The sequence below is a fragment of the Rossellomorea vietnamensis genome, from assembly GCF_008180415.1.
Taxonomy (GTDB): domain Bacteria; phylum Bacillota; class Bacilli; order Bacillales; family Bacillaceae_B; genus Rossellomorea; species Rossellomorea vietnamensis_C.
Map to the genome: position 1 here is coordinate 496,643 of NZ_VTEI01000002.1, position 17,248 is coordinate 513,890.

General features: G+C 41.7%; 17 protein-coding genes. 5 read left to right on the forward strand and 12 right to left on the reverse strand.

All coding sequences use genetic code 11. From position 1 onward, the window contains the following. The first annotated feature begins 56 nt into the window (after positions 1-56). The 3 genes from FZC78_RS05040 (at position 57) to FZC78_RS24145 (ending at position 1,680) form a co-directional block, all read left to right on the forward strand. Complete coding sequence (locus tag FZC78_RS05040) at positions 57-734, forward strand: queuosine precursor transporter (protein WP_148938543.1); 678 nt, start codon at positions 57-59, stop codon at positions 732-734. A gap of 133 nt (positions 735-867) precedes the next feature. After that, positions 868-1,272, forward strand: a complete 405-nt coding sequence (locus FZC78_RS05045; protein WP_148938544.1) for a reverse transcriptase-like protein — start codon at positions 868-870, stop codon at positions 1,270-1,272. 138 nt (positions 1,273-1,410) lie between these two features. Continuing rightward, entirely contained in the window at positions 1,411-1,680 is a 270-nt protein-coding gene (locus FZC78_RS24145) for an EamA family transporter (protein WP_435874011.1), read from the forward strand. A 174-nt stretch (positions 1,681-1,854) separates the two neighbouring features. Here FZC78_RS24145 and FZC78_RS05055 read toward each other — a convergent pair whose 3' ends face one another. Both FZC78_RS05055 and FZC78_RS05060 read right to left on the reverse strand, forming a co-directional pair. Then, positions 1,855-2,169 (reverse strand): DUF6123 family protein, encoded by a 315-nt coding sequence (locus tag FZC78_RS05055; RefSeq protein ID WP_148938545.1) that lies wholly within the window; start codon positions 2,167-2,169, stop codon positions 1,855-1,857. 628 nt (positions 2,170-2,797) lie between these two features. Beyond that, positions 2,798-3,283: a divergent PAP2 family protein gene (locus FZC78_RS05060; protein ID WP_148938820.1), complete on the reverse strand. Its 486-nt coding sequence runs from the start codon at positions 3,281-3,283 to the stop codon at positions 2,798-2,800. A gap of 250 nt (positions 3,284-3,533) precedes the next feature. Here FZC78_RS05060 and sspL point away from each other — a divergent pair, with 250 nt between their 5' ends. Then, positions 3,534-3,674, forward strand: a complete 141-nt coding sequence (gene sspL, locus FZC78_RS05065; protein WP_148938546.1) for a small, acid-soluble spore protein L — start codon at positions 3,534-3,536, stop codon at positions 3,672-3,674. Positions 3,675-3,854: 180 nt separating this feature from the next. Here the strand turns inward: sspL and FZC78_RS05070 are convergent, their stop codons facing one another. The 7 genes from FZC78_RS05070 to FZC78_RS05095 all read right to left on the reverse strand — a co-directional run bounded on the left by FZC78_RS05070 (position 3,855) and on the right by FZC78_RS05095 (position 11,922). Next, complete coding sequence (locus tag FZC78_RS05070; protein WP_252183527.1) at positions 3,855-4,718, reverse strand: 5'-3' exonuclease; 864 nt, start codon at positions 4,716-4,718, stop codon at positions 3,855-3,857. A 200-nt stretch (positions 4,719-4,918) separates the two neighbouring features. Further along, the gene (locus FZC78_RS05075; protein WP_148938548.1) at positions 4,919-5,749 is read right to left on the reverse strand and encodes a sulfurtransferase; all 831 of its coding nucleotides are present in this window, start codon (positions 5,747-5,749) and stop codon (positions 4,919-4,921) included. Next, positions 5,736-5,930 carry a hypothetical protein gene (locus FZC78_RS24000; RefSeq protein WP_148938549.1) on the reverse strand — a complete coding sequence of 65 codons (195 nt, stop codon included), beginning with the start codon at positions 5,928-5,930 and terminating at the stop codon, positions 5,736-5,738. The genes FZC78_RS05075 and FZC78_RS24000 overlap by 14 nt, the downstream gene beginning before the upstream one ends. 13 nt (positions 5,931-5,943) lie before the next feature. After that, a complete protein-coding gene (locus tag FZC78_RS05085) occupies positions 5,944-9,576 on the reverse strand; it encodes a dynamin family protein (protein ID WP_187444808.1) in 3,633 nt (1,210 codons plus the stop codon). Positions 9,577-9,950: 374 nt separating this feature from the next. Continuing rightward, complete coding sequence (locus FZC78_RS23485) at positions 9,951-10,118, reverse strand: hypothetical protein (protein ID WP_187444809.1); 168 nt, start codon at positions 10,116-10,118, stop codon at positions 9,951-9,953. 164 nt (positions 10,119-10,282) lie between these two features. Next, positions 10,283-10,852 carry an isoprenylcysteine carboxyl methyltransferase family protein gene (locus FZC78_RS05090; protein ID WP_148938551.1) on the reverse strand — a complete coding sequence of 190 codons (570 nt, stop codon included), beginning with the start codon at positions 10,850-10,852 and terminating at the stop codon, positions 10,283-10,285. Then, positions 10,849-11,922 carry a type III polyketide synthase gene (locus FZC78_RS05095; protein WP_148938552.1) on the reverse strand — a complete coding sequence of 358 codons (1,074 nt, stop codon included), beginning with the start codon at positions 11,920-11,922 and terminating at the stop codon, positions 10,849-10,851. The genes FZC78_RS05090 and FZC78_RS05095 overlap by 4 nt, the downstream gene beginning before the upstream one ends. A gap of 242 nt (positions 11,923-12,164) precedes the next feature. Here FZC78_RS05095 and FZC78_RS05100 point away from each other — a divergent pair, with 242 nt between their 5' ends. Further along, positions 12,165-12,623, forward strand: a complete 459-nt coding sequence (locus tag FZC78_RS05100; RefSeq protein ID WP_148938553.1) for a chemotaxis protein CheX — start codon at positions 12,165-12,167, stop codon at positions 12,621-12,623. A gap of 739 nt (positions 12,624-13,362) precedes the next feature. Here the strand turns inward: FZC78_RS05100 and FZC78_RS05105 are convergent. From FZC78_RS05105 to FZC78_RS05115, 3 genes are all read right to left on the reverse strand, one after another. Beyond that, a complete protein-coding gene (locus tag FZC78_RS05105; RefSeq protein WP_148938554.1) occupies positions 13,363-14,133 on the reverse strand; it encodes an SDR family NAD(P)-dependent oxidoreductase in 771 nt (256 codons plus the stop codon). A gap of 1,155 nt (positions 14,134-15,288) precedes the next feature. Continuing rightward, complete coding sequence (locus FZC78_RS05110) at positions 15,289-16,584, reverse strand: nucleobase:cation symporter-2 family protein (RefSeq protein WP_148938555.1); 1,296 nt, start codon at positions 16,582-16,584, stop codon at positions 15,289-15,291. After that, positions 16,581-17,165: a xanthine phosphoribosyltransferase gene (locus FZC78_RS05115; RefSeq protein ID WP_148938556.1), complete on the reverse strand. Its 585-nt coding sequence runs from the start codon at positions 17,163-17,165 to the stop codon at positions 16,581-16,583. Before FZC78_RS05115 ends, FZC78_RS05110 begins: the two co-directional genes overlap by 4 nt. Between the last annotated feature and the right edge of the window lie 83 nt (positions 17,166-17,248).

Consider the following 17,248-nt stretch of genomic DNA (forward strand, 5'->3'; position numbering starts at 1 on the left):
TATTGATTGTTTATAGTATATGCATTAATTCACTATAATTACAGGGAGATGCTGTTATGTTTAATGAATGGTTTGGACTTTTATTTATTCTTGTCAATTTCGTCCTTGTCCTGGCAATGTACCGAATGTTCGGAAAGACCGGCCTCTTTGTCTGGATAGGCGTCTCAACTATATTAGCCAATTTACAGGTCATTAAAACCATCGAGGTTTTCGGGCTGACCGCCACTCTCGGAAATGCTATGTACGGGACCGCCTTCCTCGTCACCGATATCCTGAATGAGAAGTATGGAAAGAAAGAGGCCCAAAAAGCGGTGTGGCTTGGCTTCTTCACATTATTGACGATGACGATCATCATGCAGCTGGCTCTGCTCTTTGAACCTCATCCTGATGACTTTGCACAGGGCTCACTGGAAACAGTCTTCGGCATGATTCCGCGAATCGCTCTAGGAAGCCTTGCCGCTTATCTTGTAAGCCAATTTGCGGATGTTTATATTTTTGCCTTTCTAAAGAAAAAATTCCCAAGGGACTCCCAATTCTGGATTCGCAATAATGGAAGCACCATGATCAGCCAACTGCTTGATACCCTTGTGTTCACCTCTATTGCCTTTTTAGGCGAATTTCCTTTTGAGGTATGGATTCAGATTGCTTTCACGACTTATTTATTAAAGTGGATTGTGTCAGTAATCGATACTCCCTTTGGTTATCTGGCGAAAAGAATCTCACCAAAAGACTGATTTCTCCTGCCGCTTGAAACTTATCCTGAGTATTCAAGCGGTTTTTCTATTGCCGAGAATCCTTGTTATGATTGATGTTTTTGTACTTCTTATTAAACTGAAGATAATAGTTAACATAGTCGAGGTGAAAAAAATGATTGAAGTATACATAGATGGCGCGAGTGCTGGAGATCCCGGTCAAAGCGGTGCAGGAATTTTCATAAAAAATAACGGAGATAACCACTCCTTTTCAATCCCACTGGGCATAAAGGAGAATCATGAAGCAGAGTTTCTTGCTTGTATTAAAGCACTGCAGATCTGCAAAGAAAAAAATTACAGTGTGCTGTCTTTCCGGAGTGATTCTCAGGCAGTAGTCAATGCTGTTGAAAAAGAATTTGCAAAAAATAAAAAGTATAGGCCGCTTTTGGAACAAATTCTTCTCCTTTCAAAAGAATTTGATTTATTTTTTATTAAATGGATACCCAGTAAAGAAAACAAACGAGCCGATGAACTTGCAAGAAAAGCCATCCACTTGAATATTGAGGATCCAGATGAATAGAAAAAAGCTGAGGGTATCCTGACTGTCGCTGTACTGTCATTCGTATCCATGTTGCTATTCGAAGATTGGCAGAACTCCTAACGTGGCCAACTCTGCTCCATAGGGATATGCTGGCAGCACTTATTTCCACTGCCCTACTTGCTACTTCAGCTGCCTATTTTATCCAAACAGCCGCCCAAAAGTACACCACTTCAGCGAGGGCAGCAAATACTGACAATGGAGCCAGTATTTGCTGCCCTTTTCTCTTACCTTTGGATAGGAGAGCAATTAACCGGGCTAGCCGTGATTGGCTGCTTATTCATCTTCTTAGGCATGCTCCTGGCTGAATTGCCTGGTCTAATTAGTCTTGCTATAAAGAAAGCCATTAACAGACAGGCTTTAAAAAGTAAGCAGTTACGCCAGCATTGAAAAAATTCAAGGCTTAAACCAAATATCTTACGTTGGCAGTAAGAATCAATAATTTAAATTAAACAAAAAAGCTTGGAGTCTCCCAAGCTTTTTTGTTTTGAAATACTTTATTCTTGAGGATAGCTTTTTCAGTTACTTTCTTACAGGATTAAAGACCACGCAAATGCCCCTGACTCAGGCCAGCAGTTTCAGGCTTTCCGCATGCTTCCAAGCATCCTGTCTTGTGGTGATTTTGCTGGAATGCAAGGTTTCCAATAAAGACATATAAAAGCTGTTATCGAACCCCTTTTGCGCCTTTAAAGTGATTTCAATAGCAATATTAACAATTTCGTCAGAAGCATTCAATGACCGCTTCCCAAAATAAATAAAACCGATTGCATCTTCCCCGAATTTGAATCCTTTGTTCTCTAAATGAATAAGAAAGTCTTCAGTTGTCTGTTTGCTGTACCTCACTATTTTCCTCACCCTGCATATTAGATTAGAACTCATTTGTATGTATTCATCTTTCCAGACATCAGTATTTATATCAAGCGGAAGCCCTAAAATCTGTACGTCGCTGAACGGCCGCTTCCGCTTTTGATCCCGGCCAGCTTCAGTGCCCCAACGGCTAGCGTACTGCCCATCTCCTCCTTGCGATAAGTCAACAAGTTCATTTCCTTACCCTTTTGAGAGCAGATCATGAAAAAATCGGGTTGTGGATTTTTTCAGTTATCAATCGTATACTTTTTACATTCGCTCTTTTTTAAACGAAAAATGAACATCAACTCACTTCGTTCGTTGTGTTTCCTTTATCTCATGCGGAGCTGGTACAGTCCGTACGCCGCTGAGCGGGGCACTTCCGCTTTTGATCCGGCCAGCTTCAGTGCCCCAACGGCTAGCGTACTGTCCATCTCCTCCTTGCGATAAGTCAACAAGTTCATTTCCTAACCCTTTTGAGAGCAGATCATGAAAAAATCGGGTTGTGGATTTTTTCAGTTATCAATCGTATACTTTTTACATTCGCTCTTTTTTAAACGAAAAATGAACATCAACTCACTTCGTTCGTTGTGTTTCCTTTATCTCATGCGGAGCTGGTACAGTCCGTACGCCGCTGAGCGGGGCACTTCCGCTTTTGATTCTATCTTACAAAATATTTTCTTTTTTGTCTTTGTTTTTTTTCGAGGAGGAAGCTGGCTGCCCCAAGGAGGGAGCCGAAGATGGCACCGCCAACAACTTCAGCCGGCTGGTGGCCCAGCATTTCTTTTAGTTTCTTGGGCTTTTCTTCAAAGGGAATGGCCCGGTTCTGGTCGGCTTTGCTTACCAGTTCGTCCAGGGAATTCACCTTTAATGTCAGTTCACCTGTTTGCCTGCGAATCCCTTGGGCATCATACATGACGATCAGTCCAAATACGAAGGAAAGAGCAAAGTCGATAGTTGAAAATCCCTTTTTTAATGCTATAAAAGTGGTCAAAGAGGAAACCCCTGCTGAATGAGAACTTGGCATCCCCCCGGTCTGAAATAATAACATGGGATTCCATTTCCCGGTTTTAAAATAATACAATGGAATCTTTAGAGCTTGAGCTGCAACAATGCTCAATAAGGCCGTAACGACTCCTCTATTCATCATGAAACGCCTGCCTCTCGTTCTAAAAGTAATTACCCCAATAGTGTATCCAATTGATTTGATTACATTAGGCTGTATTTGCAGACATTGTTGCTTTGGGAAGAGCAGCTCTTTTCTTTCCTGGTTCCAAGGTTATTCCGGTGAATTATGTTTATTTTTTTGAATTAGGCTGAAATAGCAACAAAGTTTACGAAAAGAGCCTTACATTAAAACCATCACTGGTGGTGAAAATAAAAACGGAGGTGAAATTATGAGCAAAAATCATAGCAATAACAGAGGCACCAAGGCACCAGGTGTTAACCCGCAAGGATTCGGACAAGATGGCGTAAAAACTCCCGATCCGAAAACGGAACTTGAGAACAGAGCAAAGCACTCCAACACTAAAAGATAAGTCTTAATCAGTTACGATTAGCCAAATAACGTACCATTAAGTCAGAGCAACTCATATATAATGGTACAATTAGCCAGGAAACGTACCATTAAGTCAGTCCCGCCTGATGTTAATAGATAGAAAAAGGGACATTTCAAAGGCCTTATGCTTTTGGAATGTCCCTTTTAAAAAATAAAAATATTAAGCATGCTGACTGAGCAAATGGTCTTTCCCGACCAGATATCTTCTAAGAACTCTTAGCTCCAGCTCGTCCATCATGGAAATGGCATCAGGAGCTATCGCTTCCCATTTGGCAGACTCCATATTGAACTTCAGCGGGACATCGCATTTAATTTCAGCTAGCTGGCGGGATACATGAAGCATGTCTAGATCAGCCTCTATTTTCTTTCGTTGAGCCGGCGTAAGAAGGTGGATCCCCTCAAGGATTCCCTGGATATGCTGGTGTTCCTGAATCAGTTTTACCGCTGTCTTTTCACCAATTCCCTTTACACCAGGATATCCGTCGCTGGTATCGCCCATAAGCGCTTTAACGTCAATGAACTGAGAGGGAGTCAGCCCTTTTTCTTCAATAAAGTAGTCTTTTGAATAGGTGTGATAGTTACCAAAGCCCTTTTTCAAAAGAACTACATCAATATTATCATCCAATAGCTGCAGCAAATCCTGGTCACCGCTCAAGATCGATACTTTTGTTTCTTTGGAAGCACTTTTGGCAATCGTACCTATACAATCGTCTGCTTCAAAGCCGCTTAATCCTATATTATAAAGAGCAAACCCTTCTGCCACCTCTTTTGCAAGGTCGAATTGAGGAATCAACTCAACTGGAGGTGCATTTCGGTTAGATTTGTAGTCTGAATAAATTTCATTACGGAATGTCGAGCTGCCCATATCCCAGCAGACTGCTGTATGTGTCGGCCCGATATGCTCCACGGCCATCAGAAGGTGCTTCATGAACCCCTGAACCCCGTTTGTAGGCTGGCCTTTCGAGTTAATCATGAATTGCCCTGAAACGGCAGTAGCAAAAAATGAGCGAAATAATAATGCCATACCATCTATCAATAATAAATGTTCGTTATGTTTTTCCACTTTAACCACTCCTTTGTTCACCTTAGCATTATAACATATTTCCGTATGAATTTTTTTAGGAATTCTTAGGAGAAGGACGAATCACAAATAGTCTGATTCTCACCATAATAAAAAAAAGACCGGCTCCTTTTGGATGCCTGGCCTTTGGTCAACCCTGTCTATCATTCCGTTTCCACACTATTTTCCTCATAAGATATCCAGTCACTGTAGCTGCCTGTATAGAGCTTTGCATTTTTATACCCTGCTGTCCACAAGGAAAGGATATTCGCAGCAGCGGTTACTCCTGAACCGCAATAAACAATGATCGGCTCATCCTTATTGATATCCACCCATCTTTTTTGGTGATTCTCTTTAGGAAGAAAGCTGCCGTTGTTGAACGCTTCTGTCCAATCAAAGTTTTCAGCTCCTGGAATATGGCCGGCAACTTTATCAATGGGTTCAAAACGCCCTAAATACCGGTCCTTGGCTCTTGAATCGACCAGCAGTCCTTCTGCTTCTCCGTCCGCTATCATTCTGACATCCTCAACAGCCGCTGACATATCCGCCTGCATATCAGGGTGATATTCTTCAGGAGAAAACTCAGTCATTTCGGATGTTACTTCAAAGCCTTCATTCTTCCAGACTTCATATCCGCCATTTAAAATAAATGCTTCCTTGTGGCCGAGGTACTTTAACATCCACCAGCACCGTGCGGCAAATGCTCCTTCACCAGAATCATAGGCAATGACTTTAGTTGAGTTCGTTATTCCGGCCTTTTGGAGTTTCTGCACAAATTGGGCTATATCAGGAAGCGGATGACGTCCTCCGTGCACCTTAATTTCGCCTGAAAGATCTTCTTCCAAATCAAAATAAACTGCCCGGGGAATGTGTGCCTCTTGAAAAAGGATTTTGCCATAATCAGGTTCTCCCAATTTATATCGGCAGTCTATAATCCTGACATTTTCACTGAGATAATTGGACGAGAGCCACTCTATTTCTTTAATATGCTCCATCAGAATCCTCCTCCTTTTTCATAAGGTTCCTAATATGTTCTTTAGGACTCCAGCAATTGAACTCATATTGGGGCTGTGTTTCGAAACCAAGTCTTGTGCAAAGGTAAAGCATCTTTCCGCTTACCCTCTTTGCAGAAAAATGCTCGCAGGTGGCACAGGCATGAAATCGGTTCTTCTTCATATGCTCCTCCCCCTTAGCTGTACGAAGACAGTTCTGTGTATACAGCCTTCCACCTCTCTAGGTTTTCAATAGATTGGAGTGCTTCCAGCCAAGAGTCAATCTGATCAGCGGATTGAGATAATAAGGAGTCCGTCATCCGTCCATGCTCCAATTCCATGAATTCCAAAGCCCACTTAAGAATGGCTTCTTTTGATTCATCGAGATAATGATCGGCTGGGGTTTCCAGATCATCCTTCAGCTTTTCCATTACTTTTTTCTTTCCGTTATTCTCAAAAAAGTCCTTTGAATTCTTGAACAGCTTCAATGCCGGCTGAAATCGTTCCCTTTCAATTTCTAAAAATGCCTTTGAAAAATCAAGGCCTTCAGGATCTTCCTTTTCATAAGGAGATATGACAAGGTCTTCCTGCAGCTTACTGATTTTTTTCAGGTATACTTCGAATTGGGAATCCAGCTGTTTTTCTGCAAATTTCTCAGCTCTTAAAGTGGTTGCCCTCATCTCTTGAGCAAAATCAAAGCCTGTTGAATCAAGCAGTTCATCAAGTGCCGAGTGAAGTGCTGCCTTTGAAGTGGAATGCTGCGAAAAAAGAGCCGGATGAAATGCTTCCTTGAAAAAGTCTGAAAAGCGCAGGAATACTCTCTGTTTCACATAATGAATCAGCTCTTTAATTTCTTGAGTTATACGCAGCTTGATGCTTTCTGGAGCCTCGCTCTTCAGGAAATCTTTCAGCTTTTCTCTAAGCAGCAGCAATTCTTCTCTTCTAGCTTCACGCTTCTGCTCATCCATGGAAGAGTTCTCGATCAGTGATCTTAATCGCTCTAAGCCCCTCTTCCACTCTGCTTCTGCAGATTGAGCTGCCATCCACTTTAACTCTCCATCAATGAATTGATCGAATTCATCTTTGAATGAATCTATTCCGGAAAGACTTGCATCCTCTTCTTCTATTGCCAGCTTGGAGGAAACTCCAAAAATTCTTGGAAAACGAATTCCGTACTGGACTAGCTGTTTTTTTACATAATCAATGACTTCTTGTTTTTCGTCCTCGTCTTTAGCAAGGTCCACCGCATTGACTACGAAGAACATCTTATCCATTTCGAATGCATCCTTCACCCTGCCCAGCTGAATAAGGAATTCACGATCTGCTTTTGCAAAAGCATGATTATAATAGGTTACAAACAGAATCGCATCAGAATTCTTAATATATTGGAAAGCCACCCCGGTATGTCTGGCATTGATTGAATCAGCTCCCGGAGTATCCACCAAGGTTATTCCCTGCCTGGTAATAGGAGAATCGTAGAAAAGATCAATAGATTCCACGAAGCAAGACTGACTTTCGTTTGCGACAAATCCCTTAAATTCCTCCATATCAACTTTCAGTACTTCACCAAGCTGTGAATGATAGTCAGAATATCCTCTTAGGAACGCGGCAAGGAACGAAAGGTGGACTTTCTCCTTCCCTTCCCCATCTTTGCTGTTTAACAGTTCAGGAATGCGCTCTGCAGCTTCACTTAGTGAATCAGCATGGTACCTGAAGATATTCATTGAATTCTGGACGTCTATCAACATTTCCTTCTCGCTTTTCAAGAACACTTTTGCCGTTCCATGATGATTTCCATCCATTGGCGGCCTGATACGATTGATGGAAGCCGTGGTAGGATTCGGGCTTACCGGCAGCACCTTGCTTCCCAGTAGCGCATTGGCAAAAGAGGATTTACCGGCACTGAAGGCACCGAATAACGCAATGGTAAATTGCTGATCCTGAAGCCTCTCTGCCTTCTTTTGCAGCACCTGAGCTGTTTGTTTTAACCCGTTGATGGTTTCAAATTTTGACCCCATTACATTCAACCGCTGAATCAATGGTTCCAGTGAAAGGTTCCGATTGTCTGCTTCTGATTGATTTCCCTCAATCTCTCTGGCAGCCGTTTCGTTTTCCAGCAACTCTTCTTCTATAAGATCTTCAGTATACAAGACATAATCTTTCTCTTTCTTTTCCCACTCTTCATCCCACTGGTTGATCATTTCTGTGGATGGAAGATTTACTTTATCTTGAATGATACTTTGAAGGTTATTAATCTTGATTTCCAAGTCTTCATTAATAAATTCAAGCTTTTTCAGAGCATCGGTTTTCTGTTTTATCTCTTTATACTTTAAACCTAATTCTTCATTTTCTTGGGCTTTCTCTTCTTCAACCAACTCTATAAGACTGTTTTTTAATTCTTGTGTTTCATTTCTTGCTTTTCTTTTCAGCTTTCCTGCCAGCTCTTCGCAGTAATTAAGGACATACTCTCCTGTCACCCTTGCACCTGGCCTTGCCGATTCCTTTAAATCCTCTTCTGTAACTTGCACGGTCAGTCCTTCTGATTTGGCAATTAAATATTCGTCATGAAATCTAGCCTTTTTCATCACAAGACTGCCTAATCCACGCAAATGCCACTCCAGCTGGGACTGAACATTACTTCCAAGATTACGAATCAGCTCTTTCATACGCTGATGCCGCTCTTCTTCTGTTTTCTTTTTGGCAAAGATCATCCCTACCTTGAAATCATCTTGAAGTGATTCCAGATATCTTTTGGCGGATTCCCTCGTTTCGAATGGCATTAAATAAGCGTTCTTAAGAATCTTTTCTCTTTCTTCGTCAAAAATATCGACGTAGTGCTTTGAACTGTTTCTGGCAATCTTTTCACTTAATTTAGACTCACGCTGATACAATGCCTCTTTATTCTGGAAATCTTCATCCGATAGTATGTCTGCAAGAGAATCTCGCTGCTCCTTCAAGTTTTCTTTCAGCCATCGTTCATGTTCACTGACAAGGAGGTTTACACCGGCAGCAAAAGAATGCTGAAGAAGTTCATCCTTATTTTTAAATAGGCTGTTGATCAAGTTCCTGACTTCAGAAAATTCATTGTCAGGATTATCGGAATCCCTGAGAGAAGTGAAAAATATCCGTTCAGGATTTACCTGCCATGCTGAGAATGACTCTGATACCGATTGCTTGAAATTTTCAAACGACAATTCGTCTTCGTTATGTTTATCAATTTGATTTACTATGAGGTACAGCCTCACTCCATGGTTAGCCAGCTCTCGAGCATACTCGAAGTTCAGCTGCGACTGCACATGGTTGTAATCCATTACATAGAACACAATATCCGCTAGATGGAGAGCCGACTCGGTTGATATACGGTGAGCATCATCCGTACTGTCTACTCCCGGTGTATCCAGGACGGTCACTCCGTCAGGAAGCTTAGTATCCTTTTTTCCTATCTCAATGCTTTGGACGTTTTCTCCATCTTTACAATACCTTTTCACAATATTGAAGTCATAAGCACCATTGAAGATAACTGATTTCCGGTCATGGTAATGAATCTTCGCAAAATCTGACTCTGCATGATGAAGCTTTACCAGGTTTGCAGATGTTGGAATCGGGCTTGAAGGCAGCAATTCCTCCCCTGCAAGTGCGTTGATCATGGTGGATTTACCGGCAGAAAAGTGTCCGCAAAATCCCGCTATGAATTCATTTTTCCAAAACTTATGAGCCAGCAGTTCGGCTTTGGCAGCCGTTTCTTTATCTCCGGTCTCAACAAGAGTTTCATATAAAGAAGCTAGTTTTTTTAATTTATTTGTCGTCTTATTGTCTGATAGCGTTTGCAAAAGAACCTTCCCCTTACACCTTTGAGTAGTCATGATATTGATATGCATCTTTATTTTAGCTTATAATTCGCTTCTTTCCTATTAAAAGATAGCAAAAAACCCACCGAGTTACTTGGTTAGTCCACAGTTCATACACCCCAGAGAATGCTGCAAACTGCTTCTAAAGAACTAAAGAGAAAGCTCTTGCCCAACCCGACAGGCAAATATTCCAAAGAGACAAAAGGCCGTCTTTCCTTTTAATGTCTTCAGAACATTCGTCCCAATGAGCTGGACGTAGATATCCCAGCGCCCACACAGGAGTAATTAAATTTTATGAACAACAAAAAAGGACTCAATATTCAAGAGGTCTTGAACATTCAGTCCTTTTCAGGAAGCTATTGACGATTATAGGCAGGAACCAGTTCTGTTGGTTTTTTCTCTTCTACCAGCCCGCCTTTAGAAGCAGCAGCGGAAGTACTTTGTGAAACGAACACATTATTCAGCACATACTTCATGACCATGCCGTAAGCTGCAGCTGTAAAAATGACCAAAAATAAAACCATGTAGAAACCCCTTTCCTTTCACTCGTCTTGAGAATAATTTTCATCTTCAATTAGAATTTTATCAAAAATGATAATCATTTTCAATGATGTTTCATTCATTTTTTTTAAATTTGCTTCTTTTTTTTTCGAATGTCGAAAGCAGCGACCATAAAGGCTGCAGCAACTCAGTCAACTTCTTCTTTTTTCATCACAGGTAGAAACCGCTTTTTGCCTTGATGGACAGCCTGGTAGTTTGTCGCTTCTTTCAGGGCCTTTTCTTCCAAAGGAATGCGCACAGACAAAATAAATTGGTTAAGCAAAGCAAAAATGAATAATGTCCAATAAGCGTTAAACATTAAAGGTATGACTATCAGTTCGACTGTGACAATAAAATAATTGGGATGCTTGATAAATTTATAGGGGCCTTTCGCTACCACTTCTGCCTGTGGCAGCACTATGATTTTCGTATTCCAGTATTTTCCCAATGAAGCAATGACCCATACCCGGCCAGCCTGAGTGATTAGAAAAAGGATGAATAACAAACCCCAGTAATCATTCAGAGTTCTTTTTAAGAAGAATTCTTCCGCCAATAAAGAAATAAAGAAAAGCAGATGAATGGAAACCATCAGCTTATAATGTTTCTGGCCGTATTCCCTTGCGCCTCTACCTTTCATCCATTTTTCATTTCTTTTAGCAATAACCAGCTCTACCATACGCTGAATCGCTATGACTGCAAACAGTATATAAAACATCATTCCCACCTCATCAGTAGTAATTCTGAACTGAATCCCGGGCCAAGAGCCACCCCAAGTCCGATATCACCCTCTTTTATATCTTTGTTCAAGTGCTCTTTTAACACATAAAGGATTGTTGCTGAAGACATATTGCCGAATTTTCTCAATGTATCTCTCGAAATATCAAGAAGGCCTTCTTTTAACATCAGTGCCTTGTCATAAGCTTCGATTACCTTCTTCCCTCCAGGGTGGGCAACAAAGTGATTAATATCCTTTAGGGATAATTTGTGCTGCTTCAGCAGTTTTTCAACATTTGGCTTTAACCATTCTTCTATAATCGAAGGAATATCTTTTGAAAAGACAACAAATAATCCATCATCTTTGATATCCCATCCCATGACATCGAGAGAATTTTTCATAGTAGTTGTTTGTGTTGCAAAGATGGCAGGCAGCGGGGCAGCTGCTTTTTGTACAGCCTCGCTTTCATCACCGCTCACCAGGCAGCAGGCTGTTCCATCAGCAAACAAGGAGGTGCCGATCAAGTTGCTCTTCGACCGGTCTCCGTGCTGAAATGTCAGGGAGCAAAGTTCAATTGACAGCACCAAAACATTAGCCTTCGGAAACGCGAGGCAGTACTCATATGCCCTTGCCAAGCCGCTTGCCCCTCCCGCACACCCCAGGCCCCAAATCGGGATTCTTTTCACATGATCTGGAAATGGAAGGTGGTTCATAATCCTTGCCTCAATACTTGGGGTGGCAAGTCCAGTCGTACATATAGTGAAAATAGCGTCAATATCCTTGTAAGAAACCGGACTGCTTCTTTCAATACACTTTCGAATGGCTTCTGTCCCTAATGTGACTGCGTTTTCTATAAAAGAGTCATTCTTTTCCTGAAATGAACGAGGTCTTTTGAACCATTCAATATCATGGACAAAATGCCTGGATTCAATTTCACCATTCTGGAATACCGGCAAAAGTCTTTTAATGTCCCTGAAGTCCCGGGAGAATAAATTTTCGGCAAAGTTCGCCACTTCCCCTTGTTTAATAGAGTGCGGGGGGATGGCCGTTTCTACGTTTATGATTTTAGGCATATTGATCTCTCCTTACCTCAGTAAGGATATCTTTACCAAGCTGAAAAAAATCATTCATTTTTCTTAACAGAGACAGTAAACAAGCGGTGTTTTCTGTCGATAATACCTATATACATAGAAATCATGTAAAAAGCACTACTTTATAAAGAATCAACGATCTACTTTTTCAAAATTCAAAATCATCATTCTTTTTTCAGAAATTATGCTAAGCTAAAAAAAGACAAAATAATGGAGGATTCGACATGACTACAACTACAAAAAGTGTTACCGATATTTTAAATGGTACGATACAGTCAATCAAATCGGTCATTCCCCTCCCTGTAAAAGTCGATCAGCCCACTCTTCTTTCAGAGCCTTTGAGGACACATAAGATTGGTGTATTAATCGGTCTTACTGGTGACATTCGGGGGCAGATCATCTTCGATGGAGATATAGAGGACTTCCAAGGCCTTGGAAATGCCATGTTCGGTATGCCTCTCGAAGGGGAAATGCTTGAATCCTTTGCAGGTGAACTAGGCAATATGATTGCCGGCAACCTCTCTACACACATTTACCAGCTGGGGCATTCCATGGATATTACCCCGCCTACCGTTATTGCAGGCGAATCAAGGCTGTCCGGTTTTGACCGGGCATTAAGGCTTCCAATCACTTTAGAAAATGGCAATGAATTCATCGTTGTGATAATGGTCGACCTAGACTGAAAAATTATGACAAAGAGAGAAGACATACGAATCGTCTATTCGCATACCTTCTCTCTTTGTTATTTTACTAGTTATTTTACTAGTTATTTTGCCATATCTTACTTTAATTCTTGTGGATATAGCAGTCGGCCTCGGGTATTTATGCTTTGCGGGCCAATATTTATAGATTTCCTCACGCTCACTGGTCCGTATCTTCTCTTTGCGGACCAACATCTATGAATTTCTTCATTCTTACTGGTCCGTATTTTCTCTATGCGGGCCAATTCTATGGATTTCTTCATTCTCATTGGCACGTATCTTCTCTTTGCGGGCCAACATCTATAAATTTCTTCACTCTCACTGGTCCGTTTTTCTCTTTGCGGGCCAATATCTATAAATTTCTTCACTCTCACTGGTCCGTATTTTCTCTTAGCGGGCCAACATCTACAAATTCCTTCACTCTCATTGGCCCGAATCTTTTCTTTGCTGGCCAACATCTATGGATTTCTTCCTTCTCATTGGCACGTATCTTCTCTTTTAGGGCCAACATCTATGAATTTCTTCACTCTCATTGGCACGTATCTTCTCTTTTAGGGCCAACATCTATGGATTTCCTCACTCTCATTGACTCATATTCCCAAATGCGTGCTAACAACCATCGTGATCCTCAGCCCTGTATCAGAGGCTGCAAGAGAATAAGCCCAGAACCTGGAACTCGATAATTAATTAGACGGCCTATTATGTTAAGCAGATAACTTAATCAAAATCCTTGGATCGTCATCCCGCCGTCTACGAAGAGAGTCTGTCCGGTCACATAGTTTCCAGCTGAAGAAGCGAGGAATACAGCCGGTCCCACCAGCTCCTCCAATTCACCAACCCGCTTCATGGGAGTGACCGCCAAAATATCCTGCACGTATTCTTCGTCTGCAAGGAGCTTTTCAGTCAGAGGCGTTTTGAAGTACCACGGCCCGATGCTATTCACGTTGATATTATAACTTCCCCACTCTAATGCAAGAACTTTGGTCATCTGGATCAGTGCAGCTTTTGTGGCTGCATAGACCACCCCAGTCCGCAGTGCAACATGCCCCGCAACAGATGCAATCGTAATGATTTTACCGCTGTTTTGCTCTTTCATGATCTTACCTGCTTCCTGGCTCATCATGAATGCGGATTTAAGGTTGGTATCCATGATTTTCTCCCATTCATCATCTGTTACATCCAGAGCTTTAGACCTGATATTCATTCCGGCATTATTGACAAGAATGTCGATAGATCCGGCCTGTTCTTTCACACTTGAAATAGCTTTTTCTACTTCTTCTCTTATCGTAACATCTGTAGTCAATATGTATGCTTTTCTTCCGATCTTTTCAATATGAGTTGCGGTTTCCTTCAAATCTTCCTCTGTTCTGGATAAAATGGCTACATCAGCACCAGCTTCCGCCATACCGATGGCAATTGCCCGTCCTATTCCTCTGCCTGCTCCTGTAACAACGGCAGTCTTTCCCTTTAGCTCAAAAGATGGTAAAAACATCACAATCTCCCCTTTTAACTATTTTCCTCATTTTAACATAAGCCGTATACTTTCATGAGGAGATTGCTCTTACTTCACTAATCCTGTTGATCTGAAATTTTATGAAACTGATTTTGAATCGTTATTTTCTTGGTTTCTTCGCAGCATAAATCACATATATCTTCCTTTTCAAAGAGTCTCCGACATCTGTCGCAATAAAATTTCTCCATTTCCATACCTCCATGAACTCGCTGCTTCCATTGTATGCAGCAAGGTCTGCGGAAGTGTCTGACAAGCAGAAAATAACGGCTTCTGCTTGGTCTTTTGTATCTATTTAATCTGCATCGGCAATTTATATTAATCGTGACAGGCTCTTCTGCAGGTGCTTCATCGGATCTCTACCGGCTTCCCCTATCAACAAAATGGTTAAGATTCCATTCTTCGAAAACCGGGGTCAAGCAGTTGTGACTATCGAAACACTTTAACCTCTCATAGAAAAAAGCCCTGAATAACCGAGGGCGCTGAAAATCTACCAGATATTAGAATCTACTTTTTATTCACACAGAAAAGACAATGAATATGTTGCTCTCTATATAGCTTTAGAATCCTTTAATCTTTTTTAATCATTTGCCTGCAGGAGCTACTTTTCATCTTCAATGACTAGTCGATGAAAAGCAGCTGATTCATGACAGTGACCGGTGGACCGACCATTTCCAGGCGATCCTGCCTCTTAGAGGAAAGATCATCAACGTGGCACTTATCAAAGCTGTTCAGTATGGTAGGTAGTAAATAAAGGAATAATTTTCCCTTATTTAGCAAAAAACATTTAAAAAAGTTTAAATAGGGGAATTAAATTCCCTTATTTAACTTCAGACACTTAAAAAATGTGCTTTTTATTCAAATAAGAGAAAAAATTTCCTCTATTCATCCCAGAATTAGCTTGATTTTAAAATTAAGGGAAAAAAGTTCCCTTATTCATACTGCTGGGCACTTAATTAAGGAACTAACAGGCACTTTCCCTTAAGATCAGGCGCCAGCCCAACGCAGGCGGGTATTGTGAACGGAATCCAACTTTCATTCATAATATTGGAAGCGGAAAAGGTACGTTTCAACAATTTAAAATTTACAGAAATTTTTTCAATGACCTTAAATATCACTCTTGGCTTTTACAAGAGATCAAGAAGCTCTCTGCTCCACTACTCTCACAGTTTTTTCAGATCTTCTTACATTGAAAACAATATTCAAAAGAATGGCTGTCAGGCTTCCTGCTACGATGCCGTTGCTGGTCAGGATCTGCAGGCTTCCAGGCAGCTGGCTGAACATGTCAGGAACAACAGTAACGCCCATGCCCATCCCGACTGCACAGGCAACAATCAATAGATTCTCCTGTGAATCGAATTCGACACGGCCAAGCATTTTGATTCCATATGCGACCACCATGCCGAACATGGCAATCATCGCGCCTCCAAGTACAGGAGATGGTATGACAGTGGTCAGTGCTCCGATTTTTGGTACAAGTCCAAGTACGACCAGCATGCCACCAGTTAAATAAATCACATTTTTCGTTTTGACACCTGAAAGCTGAGTAAGTCCAACGTTTTGAGAGTAGGTAGTGTAAGGGAAAGCATTGAAAATTGCTCCCAGCACGATGGCTGCCCCTTCCGCACGGTATCCCCTCGCCACATCGTTTTCTTCTATTTTTTCCTCACAGATGTCACTTAGCGCAAAATATACACCTGTCGATTCTACCAGACTGACCATCGCTACCAGAATCATGGTTAAAATGGCTGTCAAATGAAATTCCGGCATTCCGAAGTAGAACGGCTGGGCCAAGTGGAACCAAGAAGCTTCAGCTACCGGTGAAAAATCAACCTTGCCCATAAACCCTGCTGCTAACGTGCCGGCCAACAAGCCCAATAGAATGGCTACCGCTCTAACAAATCCTTTAAAGAAACGGAACAATAAAATGATGAAAAGCAGGGTTCCAAAAGCCAAGCCGATGTTGGAAAGAGCACCAAAGTCAGCTGAGCCTTCACCGCCTGCCATGTTATTCATAGCTACCGGGATCAGCGTAATTCCGATTATCGTCACAACGGATCCAGTGACTACCGGAGGGAAGAAACGAATCAGCTTGCCAAAGTATTTGGAAATCACCATTACGAACAGACCCGAAACAAGAATGGACCCATAGATGGCCGGAATTCCATACTGCCCGCCAATGGTAATCATCGGTCCCACTGCTGTAAATGTACAGCCAAGTACAACTGGAAGCCCGATACCGAAGAAACGATTCTTCCAGACTTGTAAAATAGTCGCCACACCGCACATAAGAATATCAATCGAAACTAAGTAAGTAAGCTGCTCTCCGGTAAGACCAAGTGCCCCGCCAACGATCAAAGGGACAATGACTGCCCCTGCATACATGGCAAGAACATGCTGAATCGCAAGTGAAGATAATTTCAATGAGTTCATGTTAAAGCCTCCTCTGCGAATTCTACTTTTCCGCCTGACAGTGATTGAAGCCTTGCAAGAGACTCTACCTTAAATCCTTTTTCTCTCAGCAGCTTTCCTCCATCTTGAAAAGCTTTTTCGATGACAATCCCTATGCCTGCAATGGAGGCACCTGTTTGGGAAACAATGTTGATCAATCCTTCTGCAGCTTGTCCATTGGCAAGAAAATCATCTATGATCAGGACATTATCAGTCTTTTTTATGTACTTTTCAGAAATGGTTATCGTATTTGTTTCTTCCTTTGTAAATGAATACACATCTGCGGTAAGCAGTCCCTCCGTCAAAGTAAGCGACTTTCGCTTCCTTGCAAAAACGAGCGGGACATCCATCGTTAACGCTGCCATCACAGCAGGCGCGATCCCGGATGATTCAAGAGTCACAATCTTTGTGATACCTCTATCCGCAAAAAGCCTCGAAAACTCTTCTCCAATCTCTTTCATTAAAAATGGGTCGACCTGATGGTTTAAAAAGGAATCCACTTTCAGAACTGAGTCAGATAACACGCTTCCCTCTTTGATGATTTTCTCTTCTAACTTTTTCAATCCATTCTCCTCCTTCCGCCCTCCAGCAGAAAAAAGCTCAAGGGCATCACACTCATCATATGAGCGAGACAATGCCTTTGAGC